This window comes from Saccharothrix saharensis, assembly GCF_006716745.1.
GTDB lineage: Bacteria > Actinomycetota > Actinomycetes > Mycobacteriales > Pseudonocardiaceae > Actinosynnema > Actinosynnema saharense.
On record NZ_VFPP01000001.1, the window covers coordinates 6,772,196 to 6,796,301 of the forward strand.

Sequence of the window (24,106 nt, forward strand, 5' to 3'; positions counted from 1 at the left end):
AAGCGGATGATAGTGGTCCGCATGAGTCTTCACGTGGCGGTTGTCGGTGGCGGTGTGGGCGGGTTGTGCCTGGCCCAGGGCTTGACGCGGAACGGGGTGAGCGTGTCGGTGCACGAACGGGACGTGACGCCGACCGACCGGTTGCAGGGGTATCGGCTGCACATCAGCCCGGTCGGGGCACGGGCGCTGCACGAGTGCCTGCCGCCGGAGCTGTGGGAGCGGTTCGTCGCCACGTCCGGGCGCGGCGGTGACGGGTTCGGGTTCGTGGACGAGCGGCTGCGCCGGTTGCTCACCGTGGACAACCCGGCCGCCGAACCGTCGCGCGCCCACCACTCGGTCAGCCGGATCACGCTGCGGGAGGTGCTGCTGACCGGCCTGGACGACGTGGTGCGGTTCGGTCGGCGGTTCACCCGCTACGAGCACGTGGACGGTGGCGTCACGGTCCACTTCGCCGACGGCACGAGCACCCGGTGCGACGTGCTGGTGGGCGCGGACGGCGCGAACTCGGCGGTGCGGGCCCAGTACCTGCCGCACGCCGAGCGGGTCGACACCGGCATCACCGCCGTCGCGGGCAGGCTGCCGCTGACCCCGCGCACCCGCGCCTGGCTGCCGCCGGAACTCCTGGCGCACGCCCACTCGGTGATCCCGCGCGCGGCGGCCGGGATGTTCCTCGCGCCGCACGAGTCGGCCGACGACGGCTACCTGATGTGGGCCTACGCGGCGGACGGCCTGGTGCTGCCGCCGGGCCGTCCGCCGCGCGACGTGGTGGCCGACGCCGTCGCGGGCTGGCACCCGGACCTGCTGCGGGTGGTGCGCGAGTCGCCGCACGGCGCGGTGTCGCGGTGGCCGATCCGCACGTCCGTGCCGGTCGACCCGTGGCCCGCGACCACCGTCACGCTGCTCGGCGACGCGATCCACAGCATGACGCCGATGCGCGGGATCGGGGCGAACACCGCCTTGCGGGACGCGATGACGTTGTGCCGCAACCTCGTGGAGCGGGAACCGCTGGACGCCGTCGCGGACTACGAGCGGCGGATGCGGGAGTACGGGTTCGCGGCGGTGACGGCGTCGTTGCGCAGCGCGCGGCAGTTCGTGTCGGGCAACGCGCTCGGCCGGGTGGCGTTCAAGTCGGTGCTGCGGCTGTTCGAGGCCGTGCCACCGCTCAAGCGAGCGGCGTTCCGCGACCACGGCCTCGACTGACCGCCGCGAGCGCGCCGCCGGCTACACCACCAGGCTGAGCAGCGCGGCCACGGCGAAGCCGACCACGGACAGGATGGTCTCCAGCACGGTCCACGTCTGGAGGGTTTCCTTGACCGACAGACCGAAGTAGCGGGACACGATCCAGAACCCGCCGTCGTTGACGTGGGAGGCGATGATCGAGCCGGCCGCGATGGACATGACCAGCAGCGCGAGTTGCGGCTGCGAGTAGTCCAGGTCGGCCACGACGGGCACGACGATGCCGGTGGTCGTCACGATCGCGACCGTGGCCGAGCCCTGCGCGATGCGCATGCCGCAGCTGATCACGTACGCGAGCGCGATCACCGGCAGCCCGACGTCGGTCAGCGACGTGGCGAGCACCTTGCCCACGCCGGTCGCGGACAGCACCGCGCCGAAGAACCCGCCCGCGCCGACCACGAGCAGGATCATCGCGACCGGCCGCAGCGACGCGGCGGACAGCTCGGTCACCTGCTCGCGGCTCATGCCGCGGCGGAACCCGAGCAGCCAGAACGCGAGCAGCACGGCGATCGTCAACGCCACCGCGGGCGTGCCGAAGAACGTGAACACGCCGAGCAGCGTGGAGCCCTTGGGCAGCAGGATGCTGCCGAACGTGCCCGCCAGGATCAGCACCAGCGGCACCGCGATGATGCCCAGCACCAGCGACAGCGGCGGCTCGCCCTTGGTCTGCTCGCCGCGCATCTTCTCCGCGGCGGCCAGCATCTCCTCCGGCACGGGCACGTGCAGCCGCTTGCCCATCCAGGCGGAGAACAGCACGCCGCCGATGAACCACGACGGGATCGCCACGGCCAGCGCCATGACGATGATCCAGCCGAGTTCGACGCCGAGCATCCCGGCCGCCGCGACGGGGCCGGGGTGCGGCGGCATGAACGCGTGCATCACCGACAGGCCGGCCAGCAGCGGCATGGCGTAGAGCACGATCGACCGGCCGCTGCGCTTCGCCGCCACGTACACGAGGGGCGCGAGCACGAAGATGCCGATGTCGAAGAACACCGGCACGCCGAAGATCAACCCGGCCAGGCCCATGGCCAGCGGGGCGCGGTTCTCGCCGAACGCCCGCAGCAGCGACCGGGTGAGCACCTCCGCGCCGCCGGAGGCCTCCAGGATCGAGCCGAGCAGCGTGCCCAGGCCGATGATCGCGGCGACGTGGCCGAGGATGCCGCCGAAGCCCTTCTCGACCAGGGATTCCGACGCTTTCTGCGCCGAGCCGACCAGCGTCTCCACCGGCAGGCCGGCGGCCAGCGCGACGAGCAGGCCGACGACCAGCAGCGCGATGAACGGCTCGACCTTCCACCTGATGATCATCGCCAGGAGGAGGGCGATGCTGAGCGCGGACAGCGTCAGCAGGCCTCCGGTGGTGTGCTGCAACCAGTCGATCACGGGTGGCTCCGGGGGTTCCGCAGGGAGTGGCCGGGCAGGGCGTCGGTGCGCCGGCCGTCGTCGAGGACGGGTATCCCGTTGACGACGACGTGGCTGATGCCCGCGGCGGCCTGCCGCGGCTCGTCGAACGTCGCGGTGTCGGCGACGGTGTCGGGGTCGAACAGCACGAGGTCGGCGGCGTAGCCCTCGCGCACGAGCCCGCGGTCGGCCAGCCGCAGCCGCCGCGCGGCCCGCCCGGTCAGGTGGGCGACGCACTCCTCCAGGCCCAGCACGCCGAGGTCGCGCACGTACCGGGCGAGGTAGCGGGGGAACGTGCCCCACGCGCGGGGGTGGGGCCGGTCGCCGACGAGCAGCCCGTCGCTGCCGCCGGTGTGCGCGGGGTGCCGCATGATCGCGCGGACGTTGTCCTCGTGGCCGACGTGCATCAGGCACGAGGTGCCCAGCCGCTCGGAGAGCAGGACGTCGAAGTACAGCTCGGCGGGCGGACGTCCGGCGCGGCGCGCGGACTCGGCGACCGAGAGGCCGACCAGGTGCGCGTTCGCGGCCTCGCGCACGCCGTTGACCTCGATGGTGTCCCAGTCGACGGGCACGCCGTGGCAGCCGTCGGAGCCGGTCTCCTCGATCTCGACCCGGATGCGCTCGCGGGTGGCCGGGTCGGCCAGGCGGGCCAGCGTCGCCGCCGGGCCGCCCTCGCCCGCCCAGCTCGGCAGCAGCGCCGACAGGTAGGTGGCGCCGGGCAGGTACGGGTAGGTGTCGAGGGTGATGTCCGCGCCGTCGGCGACGGCCCGGTCGAGCAGGTCCAGCAGCTCGCCCGCCCGGCCCCGGTTGACCTCGAAGTTCATCGTGGCGTGCGCGAGGTGCAGCGGGCAGCCGGAGTCGCGCGACACGCGCACCATCTCCGCGTACGCCTCCAGCGCGCCCGCGCCGTAGCTGCGGTGGTGCGGGCTGTAGAACCCGCCGAGCTCGCCGACCACGCGGCACAGCGCGGTGAGCTCGGCGGTGTCGGCGTACATGCCGGGGGTGTAGGTGAGGCCGGACGACATGCCCATGGCGCCTTCGCGCAGCGACCGGGCCAGCAGTTCCCGCATCCGGTCCAGTTCGGCGTCGGTGGCGGGCCGGTCGTCGTAGCCGACGCACAGCATCCGCAGCGTGCCCTGCGGCACGAGGTAGGCGGCGTTGACCGCGATGCCCCGGTCCAGGCGGTCGAGGTACCCGCCGACGCTGCGCCAGTCCCAGTCGAAGCCGGGCGGGTCGTCGTTCCACCCGGCGAGTTGGGCGCGCAGCACGGCGAGCACGTCGTCGTCCACGGGCGCGTAGGACAGTCCGTCCTGGCCGAGGACCTCGGTGGTGACGCCCTGCGAGACCTTGGCGAGGTGGTCGGGGTTGGCCAGCAGCTGGAGGTCGGAGTGGGAGTGCATGTCGATGAAACCGGGTGCGAGGACCCGGCCGTCGGCCTCGACCACCCGGCGGCCGTCGAGCCGGTCGCCGATCGCGGCGACGCGCCCGTCCCGCACGCCCACGTCGGCGCGGTAGGCGGGCGCGCCGGTGCCGTCGACGACCCGTGCACCCCTGAAGACGATGTCCACGTCCCGGTCCTCTCTAGAAGTAGGTGCGGACCAGGTCGACCACGGTGGTGCCCTCGACCACCGGGATCAGCGGCCACTTGTCGAACACCGTGCACGGGTGGGACAGGCCGAGGCCGAGCCAGTCGCCCACCTCGACGTCGTCGTCGGACAGCCGCACGAACGCGTGCTGGTCGTTGAGCGCGGTGACCTCGGCCCGGAACGGCCGCTCGACGCCGTCGCGGCCGCGCACGACCTGCGGCTCGGGCAGGCCCTCGTCGAACGACGCGTCGCGCTTGCCCAGCGTCAGCAGCGCCAGGTCGGGTTGCGGCTTGGAGGTGACCTGCGCCCAGGCGCGCAGCGCGCTGCGGAACGGTTGCGCGCCGGGCGTGCGGCCCAGTGGCGAGATACCGCGGTAGAACCCGTCGTCGTGGGTGATGTACGCGCCGCTGCGCAGCACCGGCCGCACCGGGAACGGCCACGGTTCGGTGAGCTTCGCGGCCACCTGGTCGAAGTACGCGCTGCCGCCGACCGTGACGATCGGCTCGTCCACCGCGAACAGGTCGCGCAGCCCGATCGCCAACTCCCGCACCGAGTCCAGGTAGGAATCCACAGTGGACCGGGCCGCGGGTGACGCGTCGTGCGCGAGCGCGCCCTCGTAGCCGCCGACGCCGACCAGGCGCAACGCGGGGCTCGCGGCGGCGGCACGGGCCACGTCCAGCGCCGTGGCCTGGTCCCGCGCACCGGTCCGCCCGCCGCGCGCGCCGAGCTCGACCAGCACGTCCACCGGCCGTTCGACCGAGCCCAGCGCCTCGGTCATCCGCGCCACGCCCGCCACGGAGTCCACCCAACAGGTGAACTCGAAGGTGTCATCGGCGGCCAGTTCCCGGGCCAGCCACCGCAGCCCGGCCGGGTCCACGAGCTGGTTGGCCAGCAGCACCCGCGTGACCCCGAACGCCCGGTAGACCCGCAACTGGCTGGTGTTGGCCGCGGTGATGCCCCACGCGCCGTGCGCCAACTGGCGGGCGAACAGCTGCGGGGCCATGGTCGTCTTGCCGTGCGGCGCCAGCAGCACGCCGCGGTCGGCGCACCAGCGGGCCATGGTGGCGAGGTTGTGCTCCAGCGCGGCGGCGTCCAGCACGACCAGCGGGCCGACGAACCCGTCGGCGAACAGGTCGAGCCGGCGGTCGGCCACGTCGCCGATCGTCGTGCCGGACACGTCGGCGGGCAGGCCCTTGAACCGCCAGTCGACCCGCTCGTCGCGGATGGCGGCCACAGCGTCGAGGTCCACGTCTGTCGCTCCTCACGTTGCATATAACGCAACGGCTATTGCGCGATGTGATGCTGAAGTGTGTAACATTCGGTGGCCCAGCCGTCAATCGGCCCACACCACCGGTGCGACGGCCCCGTCGAGCGAGGAGTCCGCATGCGGTTCGACCTGCCCGGCGACGTGGTGTGCCTCGGCGAGACCATGGCGGTCCTGGTGCCGGCCGAGCCCGGCCCGGTGCGCGCGGCCCGCACGTGGACCCGGGCCGTCGGCGGCGCCGAGTCCAACGTGGCCGTCCACCTGGCCCGGCTGGGCGTGCGCAGCCGCTGGGTGAGCGCCGTCGGCGACGACGCGTTCGGCGGCGCGGTCCTCGACGCGGTGGGGGGCGCGGGTGTCGACGTCACCGGCGTGCGCGTCGACCCCGACCGGCCCACCGGTCTCTACGTCAAGGAAGCCGACGCCGCGGGCAGCCCCGTGCGCTACTACCGGCACGGCTCCGCGGCCGCCGCGATGGGCCCGGGCACGCTGGACCGGCTGCCCTGGGACGACGTGGCGCTGGTGCACGTCAGCGGCATCACCGCCGCCCTGTCGGACAGCTGCCTGGAGCTGCTGCGCGCGGTGCTGCGCCGGCCGCACCCCGCGCCGGTGTCGTTCGACCTCAACTGGCGGCCCGCGCTGTGGCGCGACCGCGACCCGTCCGTGCTGCGCGACCTCGCCGACGCCGCCGACATCGTGCTCGCCGGCTCCGACGAGGCGCAGGCCGTGTGGGGCGTGGGCGACCCGGCGGACCTGCGGGCGCTGCTGCCCGGCCCGACGACGCTCGTGGTCAAGCACGGCGCGCGCGGCGCGACCGTGGTCGAAGGCGGCGAGACCGCGTTCCAGCCCGGACTGCGGGTCGACGTGGTGGAACCCGTCGGCGCCGGTGACGCCTTCGCCGCCGGCTACCTCGCCGCGCACCTGGCGGGCGACCCACCGGCGCGCCGGCTGCGCGCCGGGCACCTCCAAGCCGCCTCCGCGCTGCTCACCAGGGAGGATGTCGGCGAGTCGCTGCCGCCCGCGGTGACCGTGCCACTGCTGGACGCCGATTCCCGCACGTGGGCCGCCGCACACCTGAGGAGACGTCGATGAGCCAAAGCCTGGACCGGGCGCTGACCCTGGTGGGTGAACTGGCCACCGGACCGAAGACGCTGGAAGAGCTGTCCGGCGTCATCGCGGTGCACAAGTCGACCACCATGAGGCTGCTGCGCACGCTGGAAACGCACCGGTTCGTGCAGCGCGAGGGCGTGCACCACTACCGGCTCGGCACCGCCCTGTTCGACCTGGCCAACCGGGCCCTGGAGGAGCGCGACGTGCGCCGCAGCGCCGAGAACGCCCTGCGCGACCTCAACGCCCGCACCGGCTACACCGTCCACCTCGCGTCCTACGAGGCCGGCGAGGTCATCTACATCGACAAGTACGACAGCACCCACCCCATGCGGATGTACTCCCGCATCGGCAGACGGGCGCCGCTGCACTGCACCGCCGTCGCCAAGGTGCTGCTGTCCGACCTGCCCGAACCACGCCGCCGCGAAGTCGCCCGGTCCCTCGACTACGTGCCGCTCACCGCGAACACCATCACCACACCCGACGCCTACCTGGCCGAACTCGACCGCGTCCGCACCGCCGGGTACGCGGTCGACAACGCCGAGCACGAGGACTTCATCCACTGCATCGCCGCACCCGTCCGCGGCGCTCGCGGCGAGGTCGTCGCCGCCGTGTCGATGTCCGTGCCCAAGGTGCTGCTCGACTACGACGGCCTGCTCGGCCACCTGCCCGACCTGCTCGCCACCGCGCGGGCGGCCTCGATCGAGTGCGGCTGGACGCCGCGCGACTGAACGACCCACCGACCGAAGATCACCAGGAAGGACACGCACACCCCATGGCGAAGACCGAGATCAGGACCCCCGACGCGCCCACCCCCGTGGCCGCGTTCTCCCAGGGCGTCCGCAAGGGCCCGATCCTCCAGGTGGCGGGCCAGGTCGCGTTCGACCCCGCCACCGGCGACGTCGTCGGCGACACCGTCGCCGAGCAGACCCGGCAGGCCATGCGCAACGTCCTCGCCGTGCTCGCGGCGGGCGGCGCGTCCCTCGCCGACGTGGTCATGCTGCGCGTCTACCTCACCGACACCGCCCACTTCGCCGAGATGAACGCCGCCTACGGCGAGTTCGTCACCGAAGCCCCGTTCCCCGCGCGCACCACCGTCTACGTCGGCCTGCCCGACAAGTTGCTGGTCGAGATCGACGCCCTCGCCGTCGTCGAGTAGCCGTCACGGAGCCGGGGCGTTCGCGGGCAGCCTCGCCTGCGCCACGTCCGCCCCGCCCAGGACCGCGCCGATCAGGTCGGTGCCCGTCAGGTCGGCGCCGCGCAGACTGGCGCCGCTCAGGTCCGCGTGGGCGAGCGAACTCTCCGCGAACACGGCCCCGTCGAGGTTCGCGCCGACGAACCGCGCGTAGCGCAGCTCGGCGTTCGAGAACCGCGCGCCCCCCAGGTCCGCTCCGCTCAGGTCGGCGCCCGCCAGGTACACCATGTGCCACGAGGCACCGGACAAGCAGGAGTTCCGCAGGTCGAGCCCGGGCGCGCCGTGGTAGATCGTCAACCGGCTGAGCGCCGACACCGCCACCCGCACGTCGTCGGCCGAAGCGCAGGGCCGGTCCCGCCGGGGTGCGTTCGACCGGATGAAGGCCGCGATCAGCCCGGCCACCACCCCGACCTCGTCGGGCGCGTCCGCGACCACCCGTTCCAGCGCCGGCACACCGCCGACCCGCACCTCCGGCTTGTCCGACGCCAACTGCCCCAACGCCTTGTCGTACCGGTCGTTCACCTGGCCCCGCGCGGACAGCTCGACCTGCTCGAGGGTGGCCCGCACGGACAACGCGGTGACGATCAGCGCCACGACCGCGGTCACCGAGGTGATCAGCGACGTCCGCTCCGACACCGACATCGACGTCCAGGCGGACCTCCGCCCACCGCTCGCCGCGGGTTCCCGGAAGCGCCGGGCGGCCAGCCACAGCAGCACACCCACGACCGAGGCCGCCACCACCAAGGCCGCCAGGTCACGGCCCCGGCTCGTCTTCGCACCCAGGAACGCCGCCAGCCCTTCGGCGACGTGCCTCAGCAGCACGACACCCGGCGGCGCGAGCGCCACCGCCAGCGCGAGCAGGGCCAGTGCGAGCAGGACCCGCCGTGCGACCCGCCGCGCCCTCTTGCTCCGCTCCGCGGTCTCGCGCTTGCGCGACCAGGCGGGGTGGACATCCCTCATGCGGACCACAGTGCCGGCCGCCGCAGGTACCGAACGGGTGACCTCGTGTACTTCTGCCGGTTGTTCTGCGTGGTGCCGGACGCGTGCGCGCGATTGACTGGAGGCACCCCCGAAAGCACGTAGGGAAGGACCCGGCGATGGCTAGGAACGCATCACCGATCGGCTGACTCCACGGCCGCGGCCCGGTCGCGGGACACCCCAGCCTCGACCGGGTCGCCCAGGGCCTCGTGCACGTCGGCCAACGCACCCAGCACCACCGCCAACCGCGGGTGCCGGTGCTCCTCGGCCACCGCCGCCGCCCGCACCAGCTCCGCCCGCGCCCCCTCCGCGTCACCCAGCTCGTGCAGCGCCACCCCCCGCAGGTACAGCGCGTCGCACAGGCTCGACGGCGCGGTCGTCACCCGCAGCAGCTCCAACGCCTCGTCCACCGCCGCCAGCACCTCCGGCCACCGCGCCAACCGGCCCAGGCTGCCCGCCGTGCGCACCAGCAACGTCGCCGACATCTCCGTCGCCATCACCGGCGCCAGCTCCAACCTCCCCGACCGCACGTTCGCCAGCAGCTCCCGGTGCACCCGCACCGCGTCCTCGTGCCGCGCCAACCCGTCGAGCACCAGCGCCAGGCACGACAACGAGATCTGCTCACCCAGCCCGAACCCGGCCAGCCGGAACAGCTCCTGCGCCCGCCGCGCGCTGACCTGCGCCTCCTCCAACCGCCCGGTGCGCAACTCCGACACCGACCGGTAGTGCACCGCCCAACCCTGCTCGACCACGTCACCCGCGGCCACCGACGCGCGCCACGCCTCGTCGTACAACGCCAACGCCTCCGGGTACCGGCGCAGCAACACCGACAACGTCCACGTCAGGAAGTTCAACTGCACGGCCTCGTCCCGCACGCTGCCCAACGCCCGCGCCGCCGCCACCCCCGCCGTGAACACCTCCGCCCACGTCTCCGCCCGCCCCCGCTGGTCGGAGTACCAGTGCATCGCCGTGGCCAGCCGCACCACCTCCGCGTGCAACCCGTTCGCCGCCGCCCACCGCAACGCGCCCAGCCAGTTCCCCGCCTCCGCGGTCAGCCACGCGTCCGCGTCCTCCTGACCCCGCAACGACCCCGACGGCGTGGTCCGCGCGTCCGGCCCGAAGAACCCGGCCGCCGCCACCGCCGTGCCCAGCAACCAGTCCACCACCCGCCGCCGCGCCCGACCCACCACGGGCGCCGGCTCCTCGTCGGCCAACCGCTCACCCGCGAACACCCGGATCAGGTCGTGGAACACGTACCGGCCCGGCACCTCCGCGGTGTCGAGCAGGCTCATGTCCACCAGCTCCTCCAACGTGTCCTCGGCCGCGAACCGGTCCAGGTCCGCCAGCACCGCGGCCACCTCCGGCCCGAAGTCCGCGCCCGGCACCAACGACAACCGGCGGAACAACGCCGCCGCCTTGCCGCCCAGCTGCCGGTACGACATCTCGAACGCCGTCCGCACCTGCAGGTCACCCGCCGTCAACGCGGACAACCGGCGCCGCTCGTCCACCAGCTGCCCGGCCAGGTGCCCGATCGTCCACTTCGGACGACTCGCCAGCCGGTTGCCCGCGATCCGCAGCGCCAGCGGCAGGTGCCCGCACAACGTCGCCACCCGCGCCGTCGCCACCGGCTCCGCGCCCACCCGCGCCCGCCCCGCGATTGCACCCAGCAGGTCGAACGACTCACCCGGCCCCAGCACGTCCAACCCCAACCGCAGGCCCGCCTCCAACCCGCCCAGCACCAACCGCGACGTCACCAGCACCAACGACCCCGACCCCGTCGCCAACAACGGCCGCACCTGCGCCTCGTCCGACGCGTTGTCCAGCACCAACAACGTCGACCGCTCCCGCAACCGCGCCCGGTACAGGTCCGACCGCTCCGCCTCACCCGCCGGGATCTCCTTCTCCGGCACGCCCAACGCCGACAACATCCGGTGCACCACCTCCGACGGGTGCACCGGACGCACGTCCATCCCGCGCAGGTTGAAGAAGAAGCACCCGTCCGCGAAACGAGACGCCAACCGATACGCGGCCCGCACCGCCAACGCCGTCTTCCCCGCACCCGGCGGACCGTGCACCACCACCACCGACGTCGTCCGCGTCCGCTCCGCCACCGCCGCCAACGCGGCCAGCTCACCCTCGCGACCGGTCAGGTCCACCACGTCCGGCGGCAACGCCGACGGCGTCACGGGCGACGGCACCCGCCGCACCCGACCCTCCTTCGCCGCGTCCAACAACTCGCGGATCTCCTGCTCCGCCAACGACAGCACACCCGCCAGCGCCTCCACCGTGCGCCGCTGGGGCCCCTTCGCGCGACCGCGCTCCATGTCGCTGATCGCCCGCACGCTGACCCCGGAACCCTCCGCCAGCTCCTCCTGCGTCAACCGCACCCGCAGCCGGTGCGCACGCAGCAGCTCACCGAACGTCATCCCCACGCTTCGACAGTAGTGCCACCGGAGGTGGGCACGGCTCGCGACGACCGTCACGTCCGTTTCCGGTAACGCCGAGGTGGTAAGACCACACACCATGAAGTGGTACGCGGATCGCCCGCCCCGGCTCGTGTGGCAAGTCCTGGCCGACCTGCTCGCCGTCGCCTGGACGTGGTTCTGGGTGAAGGTCGCCACCGCGGTCGGCGACGCGGTCCGCGCCCTGCGCGCACCCGGCGACGGCCTGTCCACCGCCGGCCGGAACCTCACCGACACCTTCGGCGACGCCGCCGCCAAAGCCCGCGACGTGCCCCTGGTCGGCGGGAAGCTCGCCGACGCGCTCGAACGCGGCCGGGCCGCCGGCGGCACCCTCACCGACGCGGGCCAGGCCCAGGTCACCGCCGTCGAGTCCACCGCGCTGTGGCTCACCATCGCCCTGATCGCCATCCCGCTGGCGTTCGCGCTGATCACCTGGCTGCCACTGCGGCTGCGGTTCGCCCGCCGCGCGGCCGTCGCCCGACGGCTGCGCGACCAGGGCCGCCTCGACCTGCTCGCCCTGCACGCCCTGAACACGCTCTCCCTGCGCGACCTGGCCGCGTTCCCCGGCGACCCGGTCGAGGGCTGGCGGCGCCAGGACCCCGAGGTCATCCGCGCGCTGGCCGCCCGAAGGCTGCGCGCCAGCGGTGTCCGGCCGTGACACCCGGGCCCCGACGGACCCGGGTGCCACGGCCGCGTGATCACGCCATCCGGTGCCAGTACACCGCGCCCGCCGGGCCGTAGAGCACCAGGTTCGAGTCGTTCTGCACGACCAACCGGTTGGCCGCCGTGCCGTACGTGTGCGTGTGCCACAGCGGCTGACCGGCCGCCGTGTACAGCACCAGGTTGCCGTCCTCCTGCAGGATCACGTGCGTCGCGCCCCTGCCGTTCGTGTAGGTGTGCCACAGCGCCTGGCCCGCCGCCGTGTACAGCACCAGGTTGCCGTCACCCTGCATCACCAGCGTGAACCGGCCGTCCGGCGACACCTTGCTCTGCCCCGCCCGCAGGCTCTCCCCCCGCACCAGGGTGTCCCCACCCGGCTGCGGCGGCGGACCGGCGTTGGTGAACAGCAGCGCGTTCGGCGAACCCGTGCCCGGGTTGCCCACCCGGTTCGGCGTGGCCGCCGCCGCCAGCGCGTCCCGCACCTGCTGCGGCGACGCACCCGGGTTGTCCGCCAGGTGCAGCGCCGCGGCCCCCGCGACGTGCGGGGACGCCATCGACGTCCCGCTGATCGTGTCCGTCGCGCCATCGCTCGTGTGCCACGCCGACGTGATGTTCACACCCGGCGCGAACACGTCCGTGCAGGTGCCCCAGTTCGAGAACGCCGCCCGGCCGTCCGCGCTGTCCGTCGCGTTGACCGTGATCGCCTCCGCCACCCGGGCGGGGGAGAAGGCACAGGCGTCGACGTTCGAGTTGCCGGACGCGACCGCGTACGTGACACCCGACGCGATCGACCGGCGCACAGCCTCGTCGAGCGTGTCGTTCGCGCCACCGCCCAGGCTCATGTTCGCCACCGCCGGCTTCTGCGCGTTCGCCGTGACCCAGTCCACACCGGCCAGGACGCCCGCGAGCGTGCCCGAACCCGAGCACGTGAGCACCTTCACGCCGTGCAGCCGCACGCCCTTGGCCACACCGTGCGCAGCGCCACCGACGGTGCCCGCCACGTGCGTGCCGTGACCGTTGCAGTCCGTGTCCGTGCCATCACCTGTCGTGTTGACGTCGAAGCTCGCCCGACCACCGAAGTCCCCGTGCGACGTCCGGATGCCGGTGTCGATGATGTAGGCGTGCACGTTGCCCGCCGCGGTGGCGTAGCGGTAGTTCGCGTTGAGGGGCAGGTCGCGCTGGTCGACCCGGTCCAAGCCCCACGACGGCGGGTTCGGCTGGTCGGCCAGCACGCTGAACCGCTGGTCCTGGGCCACGTACGCCACCGCCGGGTCGGCCGCCAACCGCTTCGCCGCCCGTTCGCTCATCGTCGCCGCGAAACCGTTCAACGCCGACCGGTACCGGTGCGTGACGCGGGCGCCGACCGCCGCGGCCGGACCCTCCGCGCCGACGCCGTCCTCCAGCACCACGATGTAACTGCCCGGAACGGCCGCCGGACCGGAGGCGTCGCGGATCGACGCCTCAGCGGCTCCCGCCGGTGTCACCGTCCAGGCCGCCAGCGCCACCGACGCGCCGACCACCGAAGCCAAGCGGGCCCAGGGCGCGCGGAACTCTCCCATGTCGGGTTCTCCTCGTGCAGGTGTCGAAGAAGATCAAGAGTTCGCGCGAACCCCTCCGACCCTGGCACGCCCCCCGGCCCCACGTCCACAACCCGTGCCGCGCGCATTCGGCCCCGCGTGTCCTACCGGCGGGACAACGCCCAAACCCCGGGAGTCGTACGCTCAGGTCTCGAGAGCCCCACGTCCAGGACCCCTGAAATCAACGCTCAGTACACGGGGCCGGTGTACTTCTCGCCCGGACCCTGGCCCGGCTCGTCCGGGTACGCCGACGCCTCGCGGAACGCCCGCTGCACCGACTGCAACCCCTCGCGCAGCGGACCCGCGTGCGGGCCCAGGTACTCGGCCGACGCCGTCACGAGGCCGGCCAGCGCGGTGATCAGGCGGCGCGCCTCGTCGAGGTCGCGGCGGGGGCTGTGCTCGGGGTCCTCGTCGGCCAGTCCCAGGCGTTCGGCGGCGGAGGACAGCAGCATGATCGCCGCCTTGCTGATCACCTCGACGCTGGGAACATCGGACAGGTCGCGGACGTTGTTCGAAGGCAGGTCGGTCACGGGAGCCATTCTCGCAACCACACCGGACCGGTCGCCGATTCGGGGGTTGACAAGGCCATCTGCTACTATTCTCCGCGCGACCAGTCCCCGCACCTGTGGGGACGGCAAGTGGAGCCCCGCTCCCACCCGAGTCTGCCGCTTCGAGCAGGTGGCCGGGTCCGGTCCCTCGAGGGGTGGACTGCGCCCTTCGTTGTGCGATCGGTCGGAAGCGGGCCTCACACCGGGCAGGTGTGAGGCCTCTTGTCTTTGGCGCACAACGAGTCACAAAGGACGTGAATGACAAGTCCCTCGAACCGAGGTGCTCCCGCGAGCACCGAGCCGCGCATCAACGACCGCATCCGCGTGCCCGAGGTTCGTCTGGTCGGGCCGAACGGCGAGCAGGTCGGGATCGTTCGCATCGAGGACGCGCTCCGACTCGCCCAGGAATCGGATCTCGACCTCGTCGAGGTCGCCGCGCAGGCTCGGCCGCCGGTCTGCAAGCTCATGGACTACGGCAAGTTCAAGTACGAGAGCGCGCAGAAGGCCCGCGAGTCTCGCCGCAACCAGCAGCTCACGGTCATCAAGGAGCAGAAGCTCCGGCCGAAGATCGACCCGCACGACTACATGACGAAGAAGGGCCACGTGGCCCGCTTCCTGTCGCACGGGAACAAGGTCAAGGTGACCATCATGTTCCGGGGCCGTGAGCAGTCCCGGCCGGAGCTGGGTTACCGCCTGCTGCAGAGGCTCGCCGAGGACGTCGCGGAGCTGGGGTTCGTCGAGTCCAACCCGAAGCAGGACGGCCGCAACATGATCATGGTGCTGGCCCCGCACAAGACCACGAAGACCCGACCGATCAAGCACGACAGCGCCGACGAGGCGCCGGCTGAGTCGGAGTCTGTCGAGGAGTGATCTCCCGGCCTCCGGGCCGGGAGCAAGCATGGCCGCCCCCAACCCCGGTGGCTGCACGAGACTGAGGACGGAAATGCCCAAGAACAAGAGCCACAGCGGGACCTCCAAGCGCGTGAAGGTCACCGGCAGCGGCAAGCTCGTCCGCGAGAAGGCCGGCAAGCGCCACCTGCTGGAGAAGAAGTCCAGCAAGCTGACGCGGCGCCTCTCCGGCACGACCGAGGTCGCGAAGAACGACGTGCCGCGGCTGAAGAAGCTGCTCGGCCTCTGAGCGCTCGGCCTCCGAGCGCCTGAGCACCAGACCTTCACCCCTTTGAACACCGGGGTCGGCCCCCACCGGCCCCACGAGATCGACAGGATGGACCCGTGGCACGCGTCAAAAGGGCAGTGAACGCCCAGAAGAAGCGCCGTACCACCCTTGAGCTCGCCAGCGGCTACCGCGGCCAGCGTTCGAGGCTGTACCGCAAGGCCAAGGAGCAGGTGCTCCACTCGCTCAACTACGCCTACCGGGACCGTCGCGCCCGCAAGGGTGACTTCCGGAAGCTGTGGATCCAGCGCATCAACGCCGGTGTCCGCGCCAACGGCATGACGTACAACCGCTTCATCCAGGGTCTGCGGCTCGCCGGCATCGAGGTCGACCGCAAGATCCTCGCCGAGCTGGCCGTCAGCGACGCCGGCGCGTTCACCGCGCTGGTCGAGGCCGCTCGCGCCGCCCTGCCGAACGACGTCAACGCGCCCGTCGAGGACAAGGCCTGAGCGCGGACAATCGCGCACCACGACCCGGGGAAGCTCCGTTCACCGAACGGACTCCCCGGGTCGTTGCCGCTAGGCGGCTGACCAGGCGCTCCGGCCGCGACCGCGCCGAGCGCTTCCTGGCCGAAGGCGCGCAAGCCGTGCGCGAAGCCCTGGCCTGGGCCGCCGCCGGCCGCGGCCGGGTGCACGAACTCTTCCTCACCGCCGACGCCGCCACCCGCAACGACGCCCTCGTCGCCGCGGCCGTCGACGCCGGCGTGCCGCTGAGCACCGTGACCGACAAGGCCGCCGCGGCGCTGTCGGAGACCGTGACGCCGCAGGGCCTGGTCGCCGTGTGCTCGCTGGTCGACGTGCCGCTGACGGCCGCGCTCACGCCGGGCGTGCGGCTGGTGGCCGTGCTGCACGGGGTGGCGGACCCCGGCAACGCGGGCACGGTCGTGCGCGTGGCGGACGCGGCGGGTGCCGACGCGGTGATCTTCGCGGGTGACGCGGTCGACCCGCACAACGGCAAGTGCGTGCGGGCGTCGACGGGCAGCGTGTTCCACTTGCCGATCGCGCGGGTGCGGGACGCGGGGGAGGCGTTCGCGGCGTGCCGGGAGGCGGGGCTGCGGTTGGTCGCGGCGGACGGGTACGCGCCCGAGGACCTGGTGACGGCCGACTTGCGCGGGGACCTGGCGGTGCCGACGGGGTGGGTGTTCGGCAGTGAGGCGCACGGGTTGCCGGACGACGTCGTGGCCGGGTTGGACGCCGCGTTGAAGGTGCCGATCTACGGCGGGGCGGAGAGCCTCAACTTGGCGACGGCGGCGGCGGTGTGTCTTTACGCTTCGGCTCGAGCCCAGCGGGTCTGAGGGCGGCCGGCGGCTGGTGGTCGGTGGCCTCGTGCTCACCGATCCCACTGCCGGCGGGACCGACGCCCCCGGCGGGACCGAAGCTGCCGGTGGGGCTGGTGTGCCCGGAGGCTGGCCGGTGGTGATCTGCCTGGAGGCTGCCGGCCTGTGGCTGGTCCGGTGGCTGCGTGGTGACCGGCCTGCGGCTGGCAGGTTGCGGGGTGTGGGCCGGGCGATCGGGAAGCTGCGGCCGGAGAGTGTGGCGGGGCCGGGGGACCTGGAGGTCTGGGGCGCGAGTCTGAGCTGGAGTCCGGGGCGGGGCGGGGGTGCTGGGTGGTGTGGTGCCTTGGCCGGCCTCCTTGCTTGTCCTAGGCGACGCGCGAGGTTCGATCTGGTTCTCGGTGGGACATGGGTTCGCTCGATGTGGTGATCATGGTTGACATGTGGCGATGGTGAGTGGCGGCGTGCTGACCTGGTGTTTTAGTGGTCAGCACGCCGCTTCGTCAGGCTTCCAGGCGAGCGGTCAGGGCGCGGAGCAGGGGGTCGCTCGAGGTCGGTTTGGACTGGCTGCGGAGGGCTTCTTCGAGGACGTTCGCGGTGTCGCCGAGGATCTGGGGTGGGGTTTCGTCGGTGATCAGGGTGCCGGCACGGCGGGCTTCGGCTTCGGCGTTGGTCGGGTCGCCGGAGTCCAGCAGGAACCGCGCCCCGCGGACCACCAGGAACGTCTGCCAGTCCAGGTCACCCAGTCGGGCGGCCAGCTCTTCGGCGACACCGTTCTGCTCGATGGCCGCGGCGTGCTCGCCGGCCTGGATGTGCAGGAACGCGCGGATCGCGGCGATCCTCGCGGTCAGGTGGGTGCGGTGGTCGGGGTCGTCCACCGACGGCAGCAGGTGTTCCGCTTCGGTCAGGGTGGTGGCGCACTCGGCCGACTCCTCGTTCGGCAGGGCGGCGGCGGCTTCGACCAGGGAGCCGGCGGCCTCGGCCGGTTCGTCGACCTCCTGCCACGCGGCCGCGGCGCCTTGGTAGGCGGAGGCGGCTTCGAGGGGGAGGTCGAGGCGGCGCAGGACGCCGGCCAGAACGTCGAGGACCATGGCCCGGCGCCACGGCTCGTCGGCGGGGACGAGGCCCAGGGCCACTTCCAGGTGCCGGCGGGCGGCCTCGGTCTCGTCCAGGCGGGCGCAGACCTGGCCCAAGCGGTAGCGCACGGGGACGACGACGTCCGGGTCGACCTCGCCGCCCTCGATCACGCGGACGGCTTCCTCCAGGGCTTCGGCGGCCTCCACGAACCGGCCCGCCTTCAGGTAGCCCCCGGCCAGGGCGTAGCAGGCCTTGGCCACGTCGTCCGGCACGCCCACCTCGTGCCCGGCGCTCACCGCGTCACGCAGCTCCGCCAGGTGCTCGGCCTCCAGGCCGAGCCGTTCGACCGACGCCACCCGCTGCCGGTGCGTCTCGGCCGTCCACGGGCCGCGCGGCGTGCTGAACGCGTCGACGAACCCGGCCGCCGTCCGCACCGCCTCCTCGTCACCGCGCACGGTCTGGATCTTCAGCAGCAGGCGCAGCGCGTCGAACCGCACGGAAGCCGACTGCGCGCCCGACAGGAGGTCCACCACCTCGGCGTGCGCCTCGTCCAGCTGCCCGGTGGTGGCCAGGTACTGGGCACGGTCGCAGCGCGCCCGCGCCACCAGCCCCGGCGCCTCGGCGCGGGCCAGGTCCAGCGCCTCCGCCGTCAACGCGCCGTGCTCGTCGGTCTCGTCCGCGTCCGCGAGCAGGTCCGCCAGCAGCAGCCTGGTCAGCACCCGCGTGTACGGGGTGCCGGTGACGTCCGCCTCGGCCAGGCACGTGCGCGCGATCGCCGTGCTCTCCGCCGAACCGCCCTCCTCGGCGCGCAGCCCCGCGCCCCGCGCCCGGAACCGGTTGGCCAGGTCGTGCTCGCCGCACGCCACCAGCCGCTCGACCGCCGCGTCCAGCTCGGCCAGCACCTCCTCCTTCGGCCGCACGTGCCCACCCGCGATCGCCCGCCGTGCCGCGACCAGCGCGCCCAGCGACTCCGGCAGCAACGGGTCCAGGTCCTCCGGCAACGACCGCAGCAGCCGCATGCCGACGATGAACTCGCCCTGGTCGAACGCGTCGCACAGCTGCCGCGCCAGCTCGACCGGGTCGGCCACCTCCACCGGCTCCTCGTCGACCGCGGGCACCGCCGGGGACGAGGACGCGACCGGCACGGCCAGCGGCACGGGGGTCGTGTCCGGCGCGGCCAGCGTCGCCCGGATCCGGGTGCTCACCGCGTCACTGCCGTTGCGCCGGTCGAACCGGGCCGCGACCTCCAGCGCCTGCGCTTCGAGCAGCTCACGCAGCTCCGGCGCGGACAGCACGGTCGTCCGCCCGTCCCGCGGCACGGCGAACTCCTCGTCCGGCGACACCCGGCTGAGCAGCAGCGCCGCGCCCGCGGCGAAGTGCATGGCCCGGGACGGACTGGTCGAGTGGTGCACCCGGTGCAGGTGGCCGCGCAGCAGCTCCACGCCGCGCCGCACGTTGCCCGACGTCGCGCAGAACTCCAGGTGGTCGTCCAGGTAGCCGCTGACCAGGTCGTCGCGCACCAGCCGGTACGCCACGACGTGCGCCTCCCGCGCCCGGTCCACGTCGCCGAGCGCGACGAACGCGGGCGTCAACGTGGTCAGGATGCCCTGCGGCTGGGTCGCGCAGCCCGTGTCCTGCGCGAGCTGCTGCTCGGCGTGCGCGACCGCCTCGGCGTGCCTGCCCTGCCGGATCAGGTGACCGGCCTGCTCCTCGACGACGCACGCCTCGCAGTCGCTCATCGGGCCGCGGTCCATCGCCAGGTACTTCGCGAAGTGCTCGCGGTACGCGTCGTCGTCACCGACGTGCGCGGCCAGGTCGGCGCGCACGCCGTGCACCGGCTGCATCGAGTACCCCAGCCGCTGGTAGCGCTCGGCGAGCTGGTCGACGAACGACCCGATCTGCTCCAGCGTGAACCGGGGGTCGGCGATCAGGCCGCTGACGATCCACTTGTGCGCCCAGTCGTAGCTGTGCAGCTCCCACTCGTCGAACGCGGTGGCGTCGCGCTGCTCGGCCGTGCCGCACCAGGCGAACGGCGCCAGCATCAGGTCGTAGCGGCCCAGGTCGTAGGCGGAGCGGATCAGCGCGATCCGGCAGCTCACCGCCAGTGGCAGGTGGTCGAGGGCGTCGGCGGCGCGGGCCGCGCGTTCCAGCGCCTCGTGCCGCGGCATGCCCTCCGGCAGGTGGTAGGCCTCGACGAACTGCCGCTCGGCGGCTTCCTTCTCCTCGTTCACGGGTGATCCCCCACAGCGCGGTCCAGCAGTTCCAGGAACGAACGGTTCAGCGCCGCGGTGTCCTTCGGGCGCATCGGACGCCGTGCCTGCAGCAGGGCGTGCACGTACAGCGACTCCACGGTCAGCTCCACCAGCGCCGGGTCGGTCAGCTGGGCCAGCCGACGCACCAGCGGGTTGCGGCAGTTGAGCACGAGCCGCTGCGCCGCGTCCGACGTCGACTCGACCAGGCTGCCCAGCAGTTCCGCCCACAGCGGGTCGGCCTGCTCGCCGACCTGCTGCGCGTCGCGCTTGCGCTCGGCGTCGGCGTTGGTGACCAGCAGGGCGGGCAGCGAGCCGGGGTCGAAGTCGCGCGGCACGGCCTCGCAGTCGTGCCGCTCCAGCACGTCCTCGGCCAGCGTGAACCGCTCGCGCAACGCGCGCTCCAGCTCCGGGTCCGGGTCGCCCAGCGCGGCCAGCACCTCGCTCGGCGCGACGCGGCGGGCGGTCGTGGGGCCGTCCAGGGCGATCAGCCGTTCCATGATCTCCGCGTCGTAGGCGTAGCCCGCGTTGACCAGGCCCATGCCCTGGGCGTGCGCGACCGGCGCGAGCTGGCGGAACTCGTCCACGTCCGGCACGTGCGCGATGACGCCGTGCTTGCGGCGGAACTGGCGCAGCGACTGCGGGCCGTCGGTGGTCTCGAACGGCAGCCACCGCTCGACCAGCCGCAGCATCTCGTCGTCCACCCGGGCCAGCGACTTGATGCCCAGGTGGTGCGCGTCGAGCAGGGCCCGGGTGCGGTCGGGGTCGGTCGCGTCGAGCCGGACCAGCCAGTCGCGGACCTGGCGGCCCAGCTCCTCGCGCACGGCCAGCAGCGTCTCGTCCTGGTAGAGCGACTCGCGGCTCGCAGTCGGCCGCAACGACGTCGAGTCGACCACGCACCGCACGAAGTACGCCCACTCCGGCAGCAGGCCCTCGATCGCGTCGCCGACGAGCATCCGCTTCAGGTAGACGCGGTGGGACTGGCGCGCGCCGGGGTGCACGCCGCGCGGCAGCACGTAGGCCACGCCGCGCAGGCCGACCGTCGGCACCTCGACCGGGATCGCGTCGAACGGCCGCACGCCGAGCACCCGCTCGCCGTAGGACAGCGCGTCCTCGACCCACGGCAGGTCGCCGTGCGTGACGACCTCGTCGCCCACCCGCACCGTGACGGGCAGCAGCTCGCCGTACTCGGTGACCAGCGCCTTGACCACCTCGTGCTCGAGCCAGTGCTCGGAGTCGCGGTGCGGCACCAGCTCGATGGTCGTGCCGACGTCGGCGCGGGCGTCGTCGTCGACCTCGACCTCGTAGTTGCCCGCCGCGTCGGCCGTCCACCGCACGGCCGGCCCGCCCTTGACCGAGCGGCTGACGAGCCGGATGCGGTCGGCGACCAGGAACGCCGACAGCAGGCCGACGCCGAACTGGCCGAGGAAGCCCTGGCGGGCGAAGCCCAGGTCGTCGCGCTTGGACGTGCGGCCGAGGGTGGACAGCAGGTCGTGCACCTCGCGCTCGGTGAGGCCGAGGCCGGTGTCGGAGATGCGGAAGGTGCCGCCGGAGGACCCGACCGGCTCGATCACGACCTCGCCCGGCGCGTCCGGTTGCAGCGCGCGGCGGGCGGTGATCGCGTCCACCGCGTTCTGCAGCAGTTCGCGCGCGTACACGCGAGGGCTGCTGTAGAGGTGGTGGCTGAGCAGGTCGATGATCCCGCGCAGGTCGACACCGAAGGTGTGTGCCATGGGACTGGAGTTCACCTCGGGTCAGGTCACGGGGGAGGGACGATTCTAAGGGCGTGCCTGCGGCTTGTGACCCGGTTTTCCGCTGATCGCCCGCCGGGGTCCTGCTCGCGTCGCCAAGACTGTCACGGCCCACCGACAATTCCGGTTCGCGCGGTTGCGGATGGCGGTTCCGGCACGATGTCACCACGGACGGTGAGAGGTGGTGTCCGGTGCCGGACGGGTGGGACTTCTTCGTCTCCTACACCCAGGACGACCGCGCCTGGGCCGAGTGGGTGGCCTGGGAGCTGGAAGAGGCCGGGTACCGGGTGCTGGTGCAGGCGTGGGACATGGTGCCGGGCAGCAACTGGGTCGACGGCATGCACGAGGGCGTGCGGGGCGCTTCGCGGACGATCGCGGTGCTGTCGGGTTCTTACACGTCGTCGGTGTACGGGGCGGCGGAGTGGCAGGTGGCGTGGCGCGACGACCCTCTGGGAAAGCAGCACAAGCTGCTGGTGCTGCGCGTGGAGGACTGCGAACGGCCGGGGTTGTTGGGGTCGGTGGTGTCGGTCGACCTGTTCGGGGTGCCGGAGGCCGATGCCCGGGAACGGCTGCACCGGGCCGTTCGGGGTGCGGTGGACGGCCGGTTGAAGCCTTCCCGGCCGCCGGGGTTCCCGGGACGGGCGGTGCCGGTGGAACGGCGGTTCCCCGGCGCGCTGCCCGCGGTGTGGAACGTGCCCGCCCGCAACCCGAACTTCACCGGCCGGGCCGAGTCGCTGGCCCGATTACGGGAGGCGCTGCGCGCGCCGGGGACGGTGACCGTGCACTCGATCCGGGGGATGGGCGGGGTCGGTAAGTCGCAGCTGGCGATCGAGTTCGCGCACCGGTACGCCGCGGACTTCGACGTCGTGTGGTGGGTGCCCGCGGAGCAGCCTGCCGCCATTCCGGGGCACTTGACCGAGTTGGGCACCAGGTTGGGGGTCGAAGGTCCGGAGGCGGCGCTGGACGCGCTGCGGGACCGGCGGTCCCTGCTGGTGTTCGACAACGCGGAGGACGCCGCGGCCCTGCGCGACTTCCTGCCCAGAGGTGCGGGACGCGTGCTGGTCACGACTCGGCGCAGCGGGTTCGGCGGGCTCGGCGAGGTGCTGGACGTCGACGTGCTCGACCGCGCCGAGAGCATGGCGCTGGTGCGGCGCAGGGTGCCCGCGGCCACCGACGTCGAGGAGTTGGCCGAGTGGCTGGGCGACCTGCCGTTGGCGATCGAGCAGGCGTCGGCCTACCTGGAGGCGACCGGGCTGACCGTGCCCGAGTACCTGGTGCTGCTGCGGGAGCACACCGCGAAGATGATCGGGCGCGGGAAGGTCGCGGACCGTGAGGAGACCCTGGCGACGTTGTGGGACCTGTCGCTGGCGGCGTTGGCGGAGGAGGACCCGGCAGCGGTCCAACTGCTGCACCTGCTCGCCTGGCTGGCACCTGAGCCGGTGCCGCTGGACCTGTTCAGCGGCCACCCCGGCGTCCTGCCCTCGCCCCTGGCGGAGGTGGTGACCGACCCGATCGCGTTCGCCGAGACGGTCGGCGCGTTGGTGGGGCAGTCCCTGGTCCGGCGCGGGTCGGGGGAGATCACCATTGCCCACCGGCTGTTGCAGCAGGCATTGCGCGCCCGGCACGTCTCCCAACCTCCGCCGGTGCAGGAACTGCTGGTCGAGGACCTGCCCTGGGCCATCATCCGGAGGCCGGAGGAGTGGCCCAGGTGGAGGGCGCTGCTGCCGCACGTCCTGGCGGTTCGCGACGACGTCCGCGCGGACGAGCGCAGGATCACCGAGTTCGTGCCGCTGTTGCTCGACCGCGCCGCGATCTTCCTCTGGACCTACGGCCGTTCTGCTCAAGCCCGGCCACTGCTCGAGCAAGCGCACGCGATCGCGGAGGTGGTGCATGGAGCCGACGCCCCCGTGATCGCCCGTCTGTGCAATAGCCTCGGTTTGGTGTTGGACGGCCTTGGCGAGCTGGCCGAGGCCCGGTCGGCGTTCGAGCGGGCCTTGGCCATCGATGAGGTGGTGTGCGGGCCGGACAGCCTGGAGGTGGCGGTCGACCTCGGCGCCCTGGCTTGGGTGTTGCGCAAGATCGGGCGACCGGAAGAGGCGTTGCCTCTGGTGGAGCGGGCGCTGGCCATCGAAGAGGCGGTGCTGGGACCCGACGACCCGGAGGTGGCTACGGCCCTCGTCCACCTGGGTTTGGCGTTGCGAGACCTCGGACGGCCGGAGGAGGCCATCGCGGTGTTCGAACGCGCATTGGCCATGGACGAGGCGGTTTACGGGCCCGATCACGTAGAAGTGGCCGCCGACCTGGCCGGTCTGGGTGCGGTATTGCGCGACCTCGGGCGGCTGGAAGAGGCGCTGTGGTCGATGAGGAGGGTCCTCTCCATCGACGAGGCGACGTACGGGCCCGATCACGTCGAGGTGGCCGACGACCTCGACGCGGTCGCCGACCTGCTGATTGAGCTGGGACGTGCCGATGAGGCGCGGCCGTTGTTCGAACGGGCCGCCGAGATCCGCGCCACGGACACCCCCGCCTAGCTCCGCGTTCACTCGAACAGGTGGGGAACACCTGGTCGGACGG

General features: G+C 72.9%; 19 protein-coding genes. 10 read left to right on the forward strand and 9 right to left on the reverse strand.

The features are described from left to right. Positions 1-21: 21 nt before the first annotated feature. Positions 22-1,200 carry an FAD-dependent oxidoreductase gene (locus FHX81_RS30965; RefSeq protein ID WP_141981876.1) on the forward strand — a complete coding sequence of 393 codons (1,179 nt, stop codon included), beginning with the start codon at positions 22-24 and terminating at the stop codon, positions 1,198-1,200. Between the two features lie 21 nt (positions 1,201-1,221). Here the strand turns inward: FHX81_RS30965 and FHX81_RS30970 are convergent, their stop codons facing one another. Genes FHX81_RS30970 through FHX81_RS30980 form a run of 3 tightly spaced genes read right to left on the reverse strand, consistent with a single transcriptional unit; the run spans position 1,222 to position 5,469 of the window. Next, positions 1,222-2,616, reverse strand: a complete 1,395-nt coding sequence (locus tag FHX81_RS30970; protein WP_141981877.1) for a GntP family permease — start codon at positions 2,614-2,616, stop codon at positions 1,222-1,224. Beyond that, entirely contained in the window at positions 2,613-4,202 is a 1,590-nt protein-coding gene (locus FHX81_RS30975) for an N-acyl-D-amino-acid deacylase family protein (protein ID WP_141981879.1), read from the reverse strand. The genes FHX81_RS30970 and FHX81_RS30975 overlap by 4 nt, the downstream gene beginning before the upstream one ends. Positions 4,203-4,215: 13 nt before the next feature. Next, complete coding sequence (locus tag FHX81_RS30980) at positions 4,216-5,469, reverse strand: amino acid deaminase (protein WP_141981881.1); 1,254 nt, start codon at positions 5,467-5,469, stop codon at positions 4,216-4,218. A 135-nt stretch (positions 5,470-5,604) separates the two neighbouring features. On the opposite strand from FHX81_RS30980, the gene FHX81_RS30985 reads away from it, so the two are divergent. Genes FHX81_RS30985 through FHX81_RS30995 form a run of 3 tightly spaced genes read left to right on the forward strand, consistent with a single transcriptional unit; the run spans position 5,605 to position 7,747 of the window. Next, positions 5,605-6,573 carry a sugar kinase gene (locus FHX81_RS30985; protein WP_141981883.1) on the forward strand — a complete coding sequence of 323 codons (969 nt, stop codon included), beginning with the start codon at positions 5,605-5,607 and terminating at the stop codon, positions 6,571-6,573. Further along, positions 6,570-7,319, forward strand: coding sequence for an IclR family transcriptional regulator (locus tag FHX81_RS30990; protein WP_141981885.1), 750 nt, complete (start codon positions 6,570-6,572; stop codon positions 7,317-7,319). Before FHX81_RS30985 ends, FHX81_RS30990 begins: the two co-directional genes overlap by 4 nt. A 44-nt stretch (positions 7,320-7,363) precedes the next feature. Next, positions 7,364-7,747, forward strand: a complete 384-nt coding sequence (locus tag FHX81_RS30995; RefSeq protein WP_141981887.1) for a RidA family protein — start codon at positions 7,364-7,366, stop codon at positions 7,745-7,747. A 3-nt stretch (positions 7,748-7,750) separates the two neighbouring features. Here FHX81_RS30995 and FHX81_RS31000 read toward each other — a convergent pair whose 3' ends face one another. Next, positions 7,751-8,743, reverse strand: a complete 993-nt coding sequence (locus FHX81_RS31000; protein ID WP_141981888.1) for a pentapeptide repeat-containing protein — start codon at positions 8,741-8,743, stop codon at positions 7,751-7,753. A gap of 152 nt (positions 8,744-8,895) precedes the next feature. Further along, on the reverse strand, positions 8,896-11,187 hold the full coding sequence (locus tag FHX81_RS42675; RefSeq protein WP_281291788.1) for an ATP-binding protein: 2,292 nt from the start codon (positions 11,185-11,187) through the stop codon (positions 8,896-8,898). Between the two features lie 97 nt (positions 11,188-11,284). Here FHX81_RS42675 and FHX81_RS40850 point away from each other — a divergent pair, with 97 nt between their 5' ends. Then, the gene (locus tag FHX81_RS40850) at positions 11,285-11,881 is read left to right on the forward strand and encodes a hypothetical protein (RefSeq protein ID WP_170232234.1); all 597 of its coding nucleotides are present in this window, start codon (positions 11,285-11,287) and stop codon (positions 11,879-11,881) included. Positions 11,882-11,921: 40 nt separating this feature from the next. On the opposite strand, the gene FHX81_RS31015 is transcribed toward FHX81_RS40850, so the two are convergent. Together FHX81_RS31015 and FHX81_RS31020 are read right to left on the reverse strand one after the other, a co-directional pair. Continuing rightward, positions 11,922-13,442, reverse strand: coding sequence for a S8 family serine peptidase (locus FHX81_RS31015; RefSeq protein WP_141981892.1), 1,521 nt, complete (start codon positions 13,440-13,442; stop codon positions 11,922-11,924). 206 nt (positions 13,443-13,648) lie between these two features. Beyond that, the gene (locus FHX81_RS31020; RefSeq protein WP_053722440.1) at positions 13,649-13,999 is read right to left on the reverse strand and encodes a DUF1844 domain-containing protein; all 351 of its coding nucleotides are present in this window, start codon (positions 13,997-13,999) and stop codon (positions 13,649-13,651) included. Positions 14,000-14,266: 267 nt separating this feature from the next. Here FHX81_RS31020 and infC point away from each other — a divergent pair, with 267 nt between their 5' ends. From infC to FHX81_RS31040, 4 genes are all read left to right on the forward strand, one after another. Further along, on the forward strand, positions 14,267-14,878 hold the full coding sequence (infC, locus tag FHX81_RS31025; RefSeq protein ID WP_141981894.1) for a translation initiation factor IF-3: 612 nt from the start codon (positions 14,267-14,269) through the stop codon (positions 14,876-14,878). Between the two features lie 73 nt (positions 14,879-14,951). Further along, positions 14,952-15,146 (forward strand): 50S ribosomal protein L35, encoded by a 195-nt coding sequence (gene rpmI / locus FHX81_RS31030; protein WP_053722438.1) that lies wholly within the window; start codon positions 14,952-14,954, stop codon positions 15,144-15,146. A gap of 95 nt (positions 15,147-15,241) precedes the next feature. Continuing rightward, positions 15,242-15,631 (forward strand): 50S ribosomal protein L20, encoded by a 390-nt coding sequence (gene rplT, locus FHX81_RS31035; protein ID WP_141981896.1) that lies wholly within the window; start codon positions 15,242-15,244, stop codon positions 15,629-15,631. Further along, on the forward strand, positions 15,628-16,476 hold the full coding sequence (locus FHX81_RS31040) for a TrmH family RNA methyltransferase (protein WP_141984228.1): 849 nt from the start codon (positions 15,628-15,630) through the stop codon (positions 16,474-16,476). Before rplT ends, FHX81_RS31040 begins: the two co-directional genes overlap by 4 nt. A 482-nt stretch (positions 16,477-16,958) precedes the next feature. Here FHX81_RS31040 and FHX81_RS31045 read toward each other — a convergent pair whose 3' ends face one another. Beyond that, positions 16,959-19,763 carry a hypothetical protein gene (locus tag FHX81_RS31045; RefSeq protein ID WP_141981897.1) on the reverse strand — a complete coding sequence of 935 codons (2,805 nt, stop codon included), beginning with the start codon at positions 19,761-19,763 and terminating at the stop codon, positions 16,959-16,961. Beyond that, positions 19,760-21,514 (reverse strand): HSP90 family protein, encoded by a 1,755-nt coding sequence (locus FHX81_RS31050; RefSeq protein WP_141981899.1) that lies wholly within the window; start codon positions 21,512-21,514, stop codon positions 19,760-19,762. The genes FHX81_RS31045 and FHX81_RS31050 overlap by 4 nt, the downstream gene beginning before the upstream one ends. A gap of 209 nt (positions 21,515-21,723) precedes the next feature. Here FHX81_RS31050 and fxsT point away from each other — a divergent pair, with 209 nt between their 5' ends. Then, complete coding sequence (gene fxsT, locus FHX81_RS31055; protein ID WP_141981900.1) at positions 21,724-24,063, forward strand: FxSxx-COOH system tetratricopeptide repeat protein; 2,340 nt, start codon at positions 21,724-21,726, stop codon at positions 24,061-24,063. Positions 24,064-24,106 lie beyond the last annotated feature (43 nt).

What these genes read in the sequence shown, in the direction of transcription:
- FHX81_RS31050 (WP_141981899.1), bottom strand. Translation starts at nt 21,514, where the DNA reads ATGGCACACACCTTCGGTGTCGACCTGCGCGGGATCATCGACCTGCTC.
- FHX81_RS30985 (WP_141981883.1), top strand. Translation starts at nt 5,605, where the DNA reads ATGCGGTTCGACCTGCCCGGCGACGTGGTGTGCCTCGGCGAGACCATG.
- FHX81_RS31015 (WP_141981892.1), bottom strand. Translation starts at nt 13,442, where the DNA reads ATGGGAGAGTTCCGCGCGCCCTGGGCCCGCTTGGCTTCGGTGGTCGGC.
- FHX81_RS31020 (WP_053722440.1), bottom strand. Translation starts at nt 13,999, where the DNA reads ATGGCTCCCGTGACCGACCTGCCTTCGAACAACGTCCGCGACCTGTCC.
- rpmI (WP_053722438.1), top strand. Translation starts at nt 14,952, where the DNA reads ATGCCCAAGAACAAGAGCCACAGCGGGACCTCCAAGCGCGTGAAGGTC.
- FHX81_RS30965 (WP_141981876.1), top strand. Translation starts at nt 22, where the DNA reads ATGAGTCTTCACGTGGCGGTTGTCGGTGGCGGTGTGGGCGGGTTGTGC.
- FHX81_RS40850 (WP_170232234.1), top strand. Translation starts at nt 11,285, where the DNA reads ATGAAGTGGTACGCGGATCGCCCGCCCCGGCTCGTGTGGCAAGTCCTG.
- FHX81_RS42675 (WP_281291788.1), bottom strand. Translation starts at nt 11,187, where the DNA reads ATGACGTTCGGTGAGCTGCTGCGTGCGCACCGGCTGCGGGTGCGGTTG.
- FHX81_RS30990 (WP_141981885.1), top strand. Translation starts at nt 6,570, where the DNA reads ATGAGCCAAAGCCTGGACCGGGCGCTGACCCTGGTGGGTGAACTGGCC.
- infC (WP_141981894.1), top strand. Translation starts at nt 14,267, where the DNA reads ATGACAAGTCCCTCGAACCGAGGTGCTCCCGCGAGCACCGAGCCGCGC.
- FHX81_RS30995 (WP_141981887.1), top strand. Translation starts at nt 7,364, where the DNA reads ATGGCGAAGACCGAGATCAGGACCCCCGACGCGCCCACCCCCGTGGCC.
- FHX81_RS31000 (WP_141981888.1), bottom strand. Translation starts at nt 8,743, where the DNA reads ATGAGGGATGTCCACCCCGCCTGGTCGCGCAAGCGCGAGACCGCGGAG.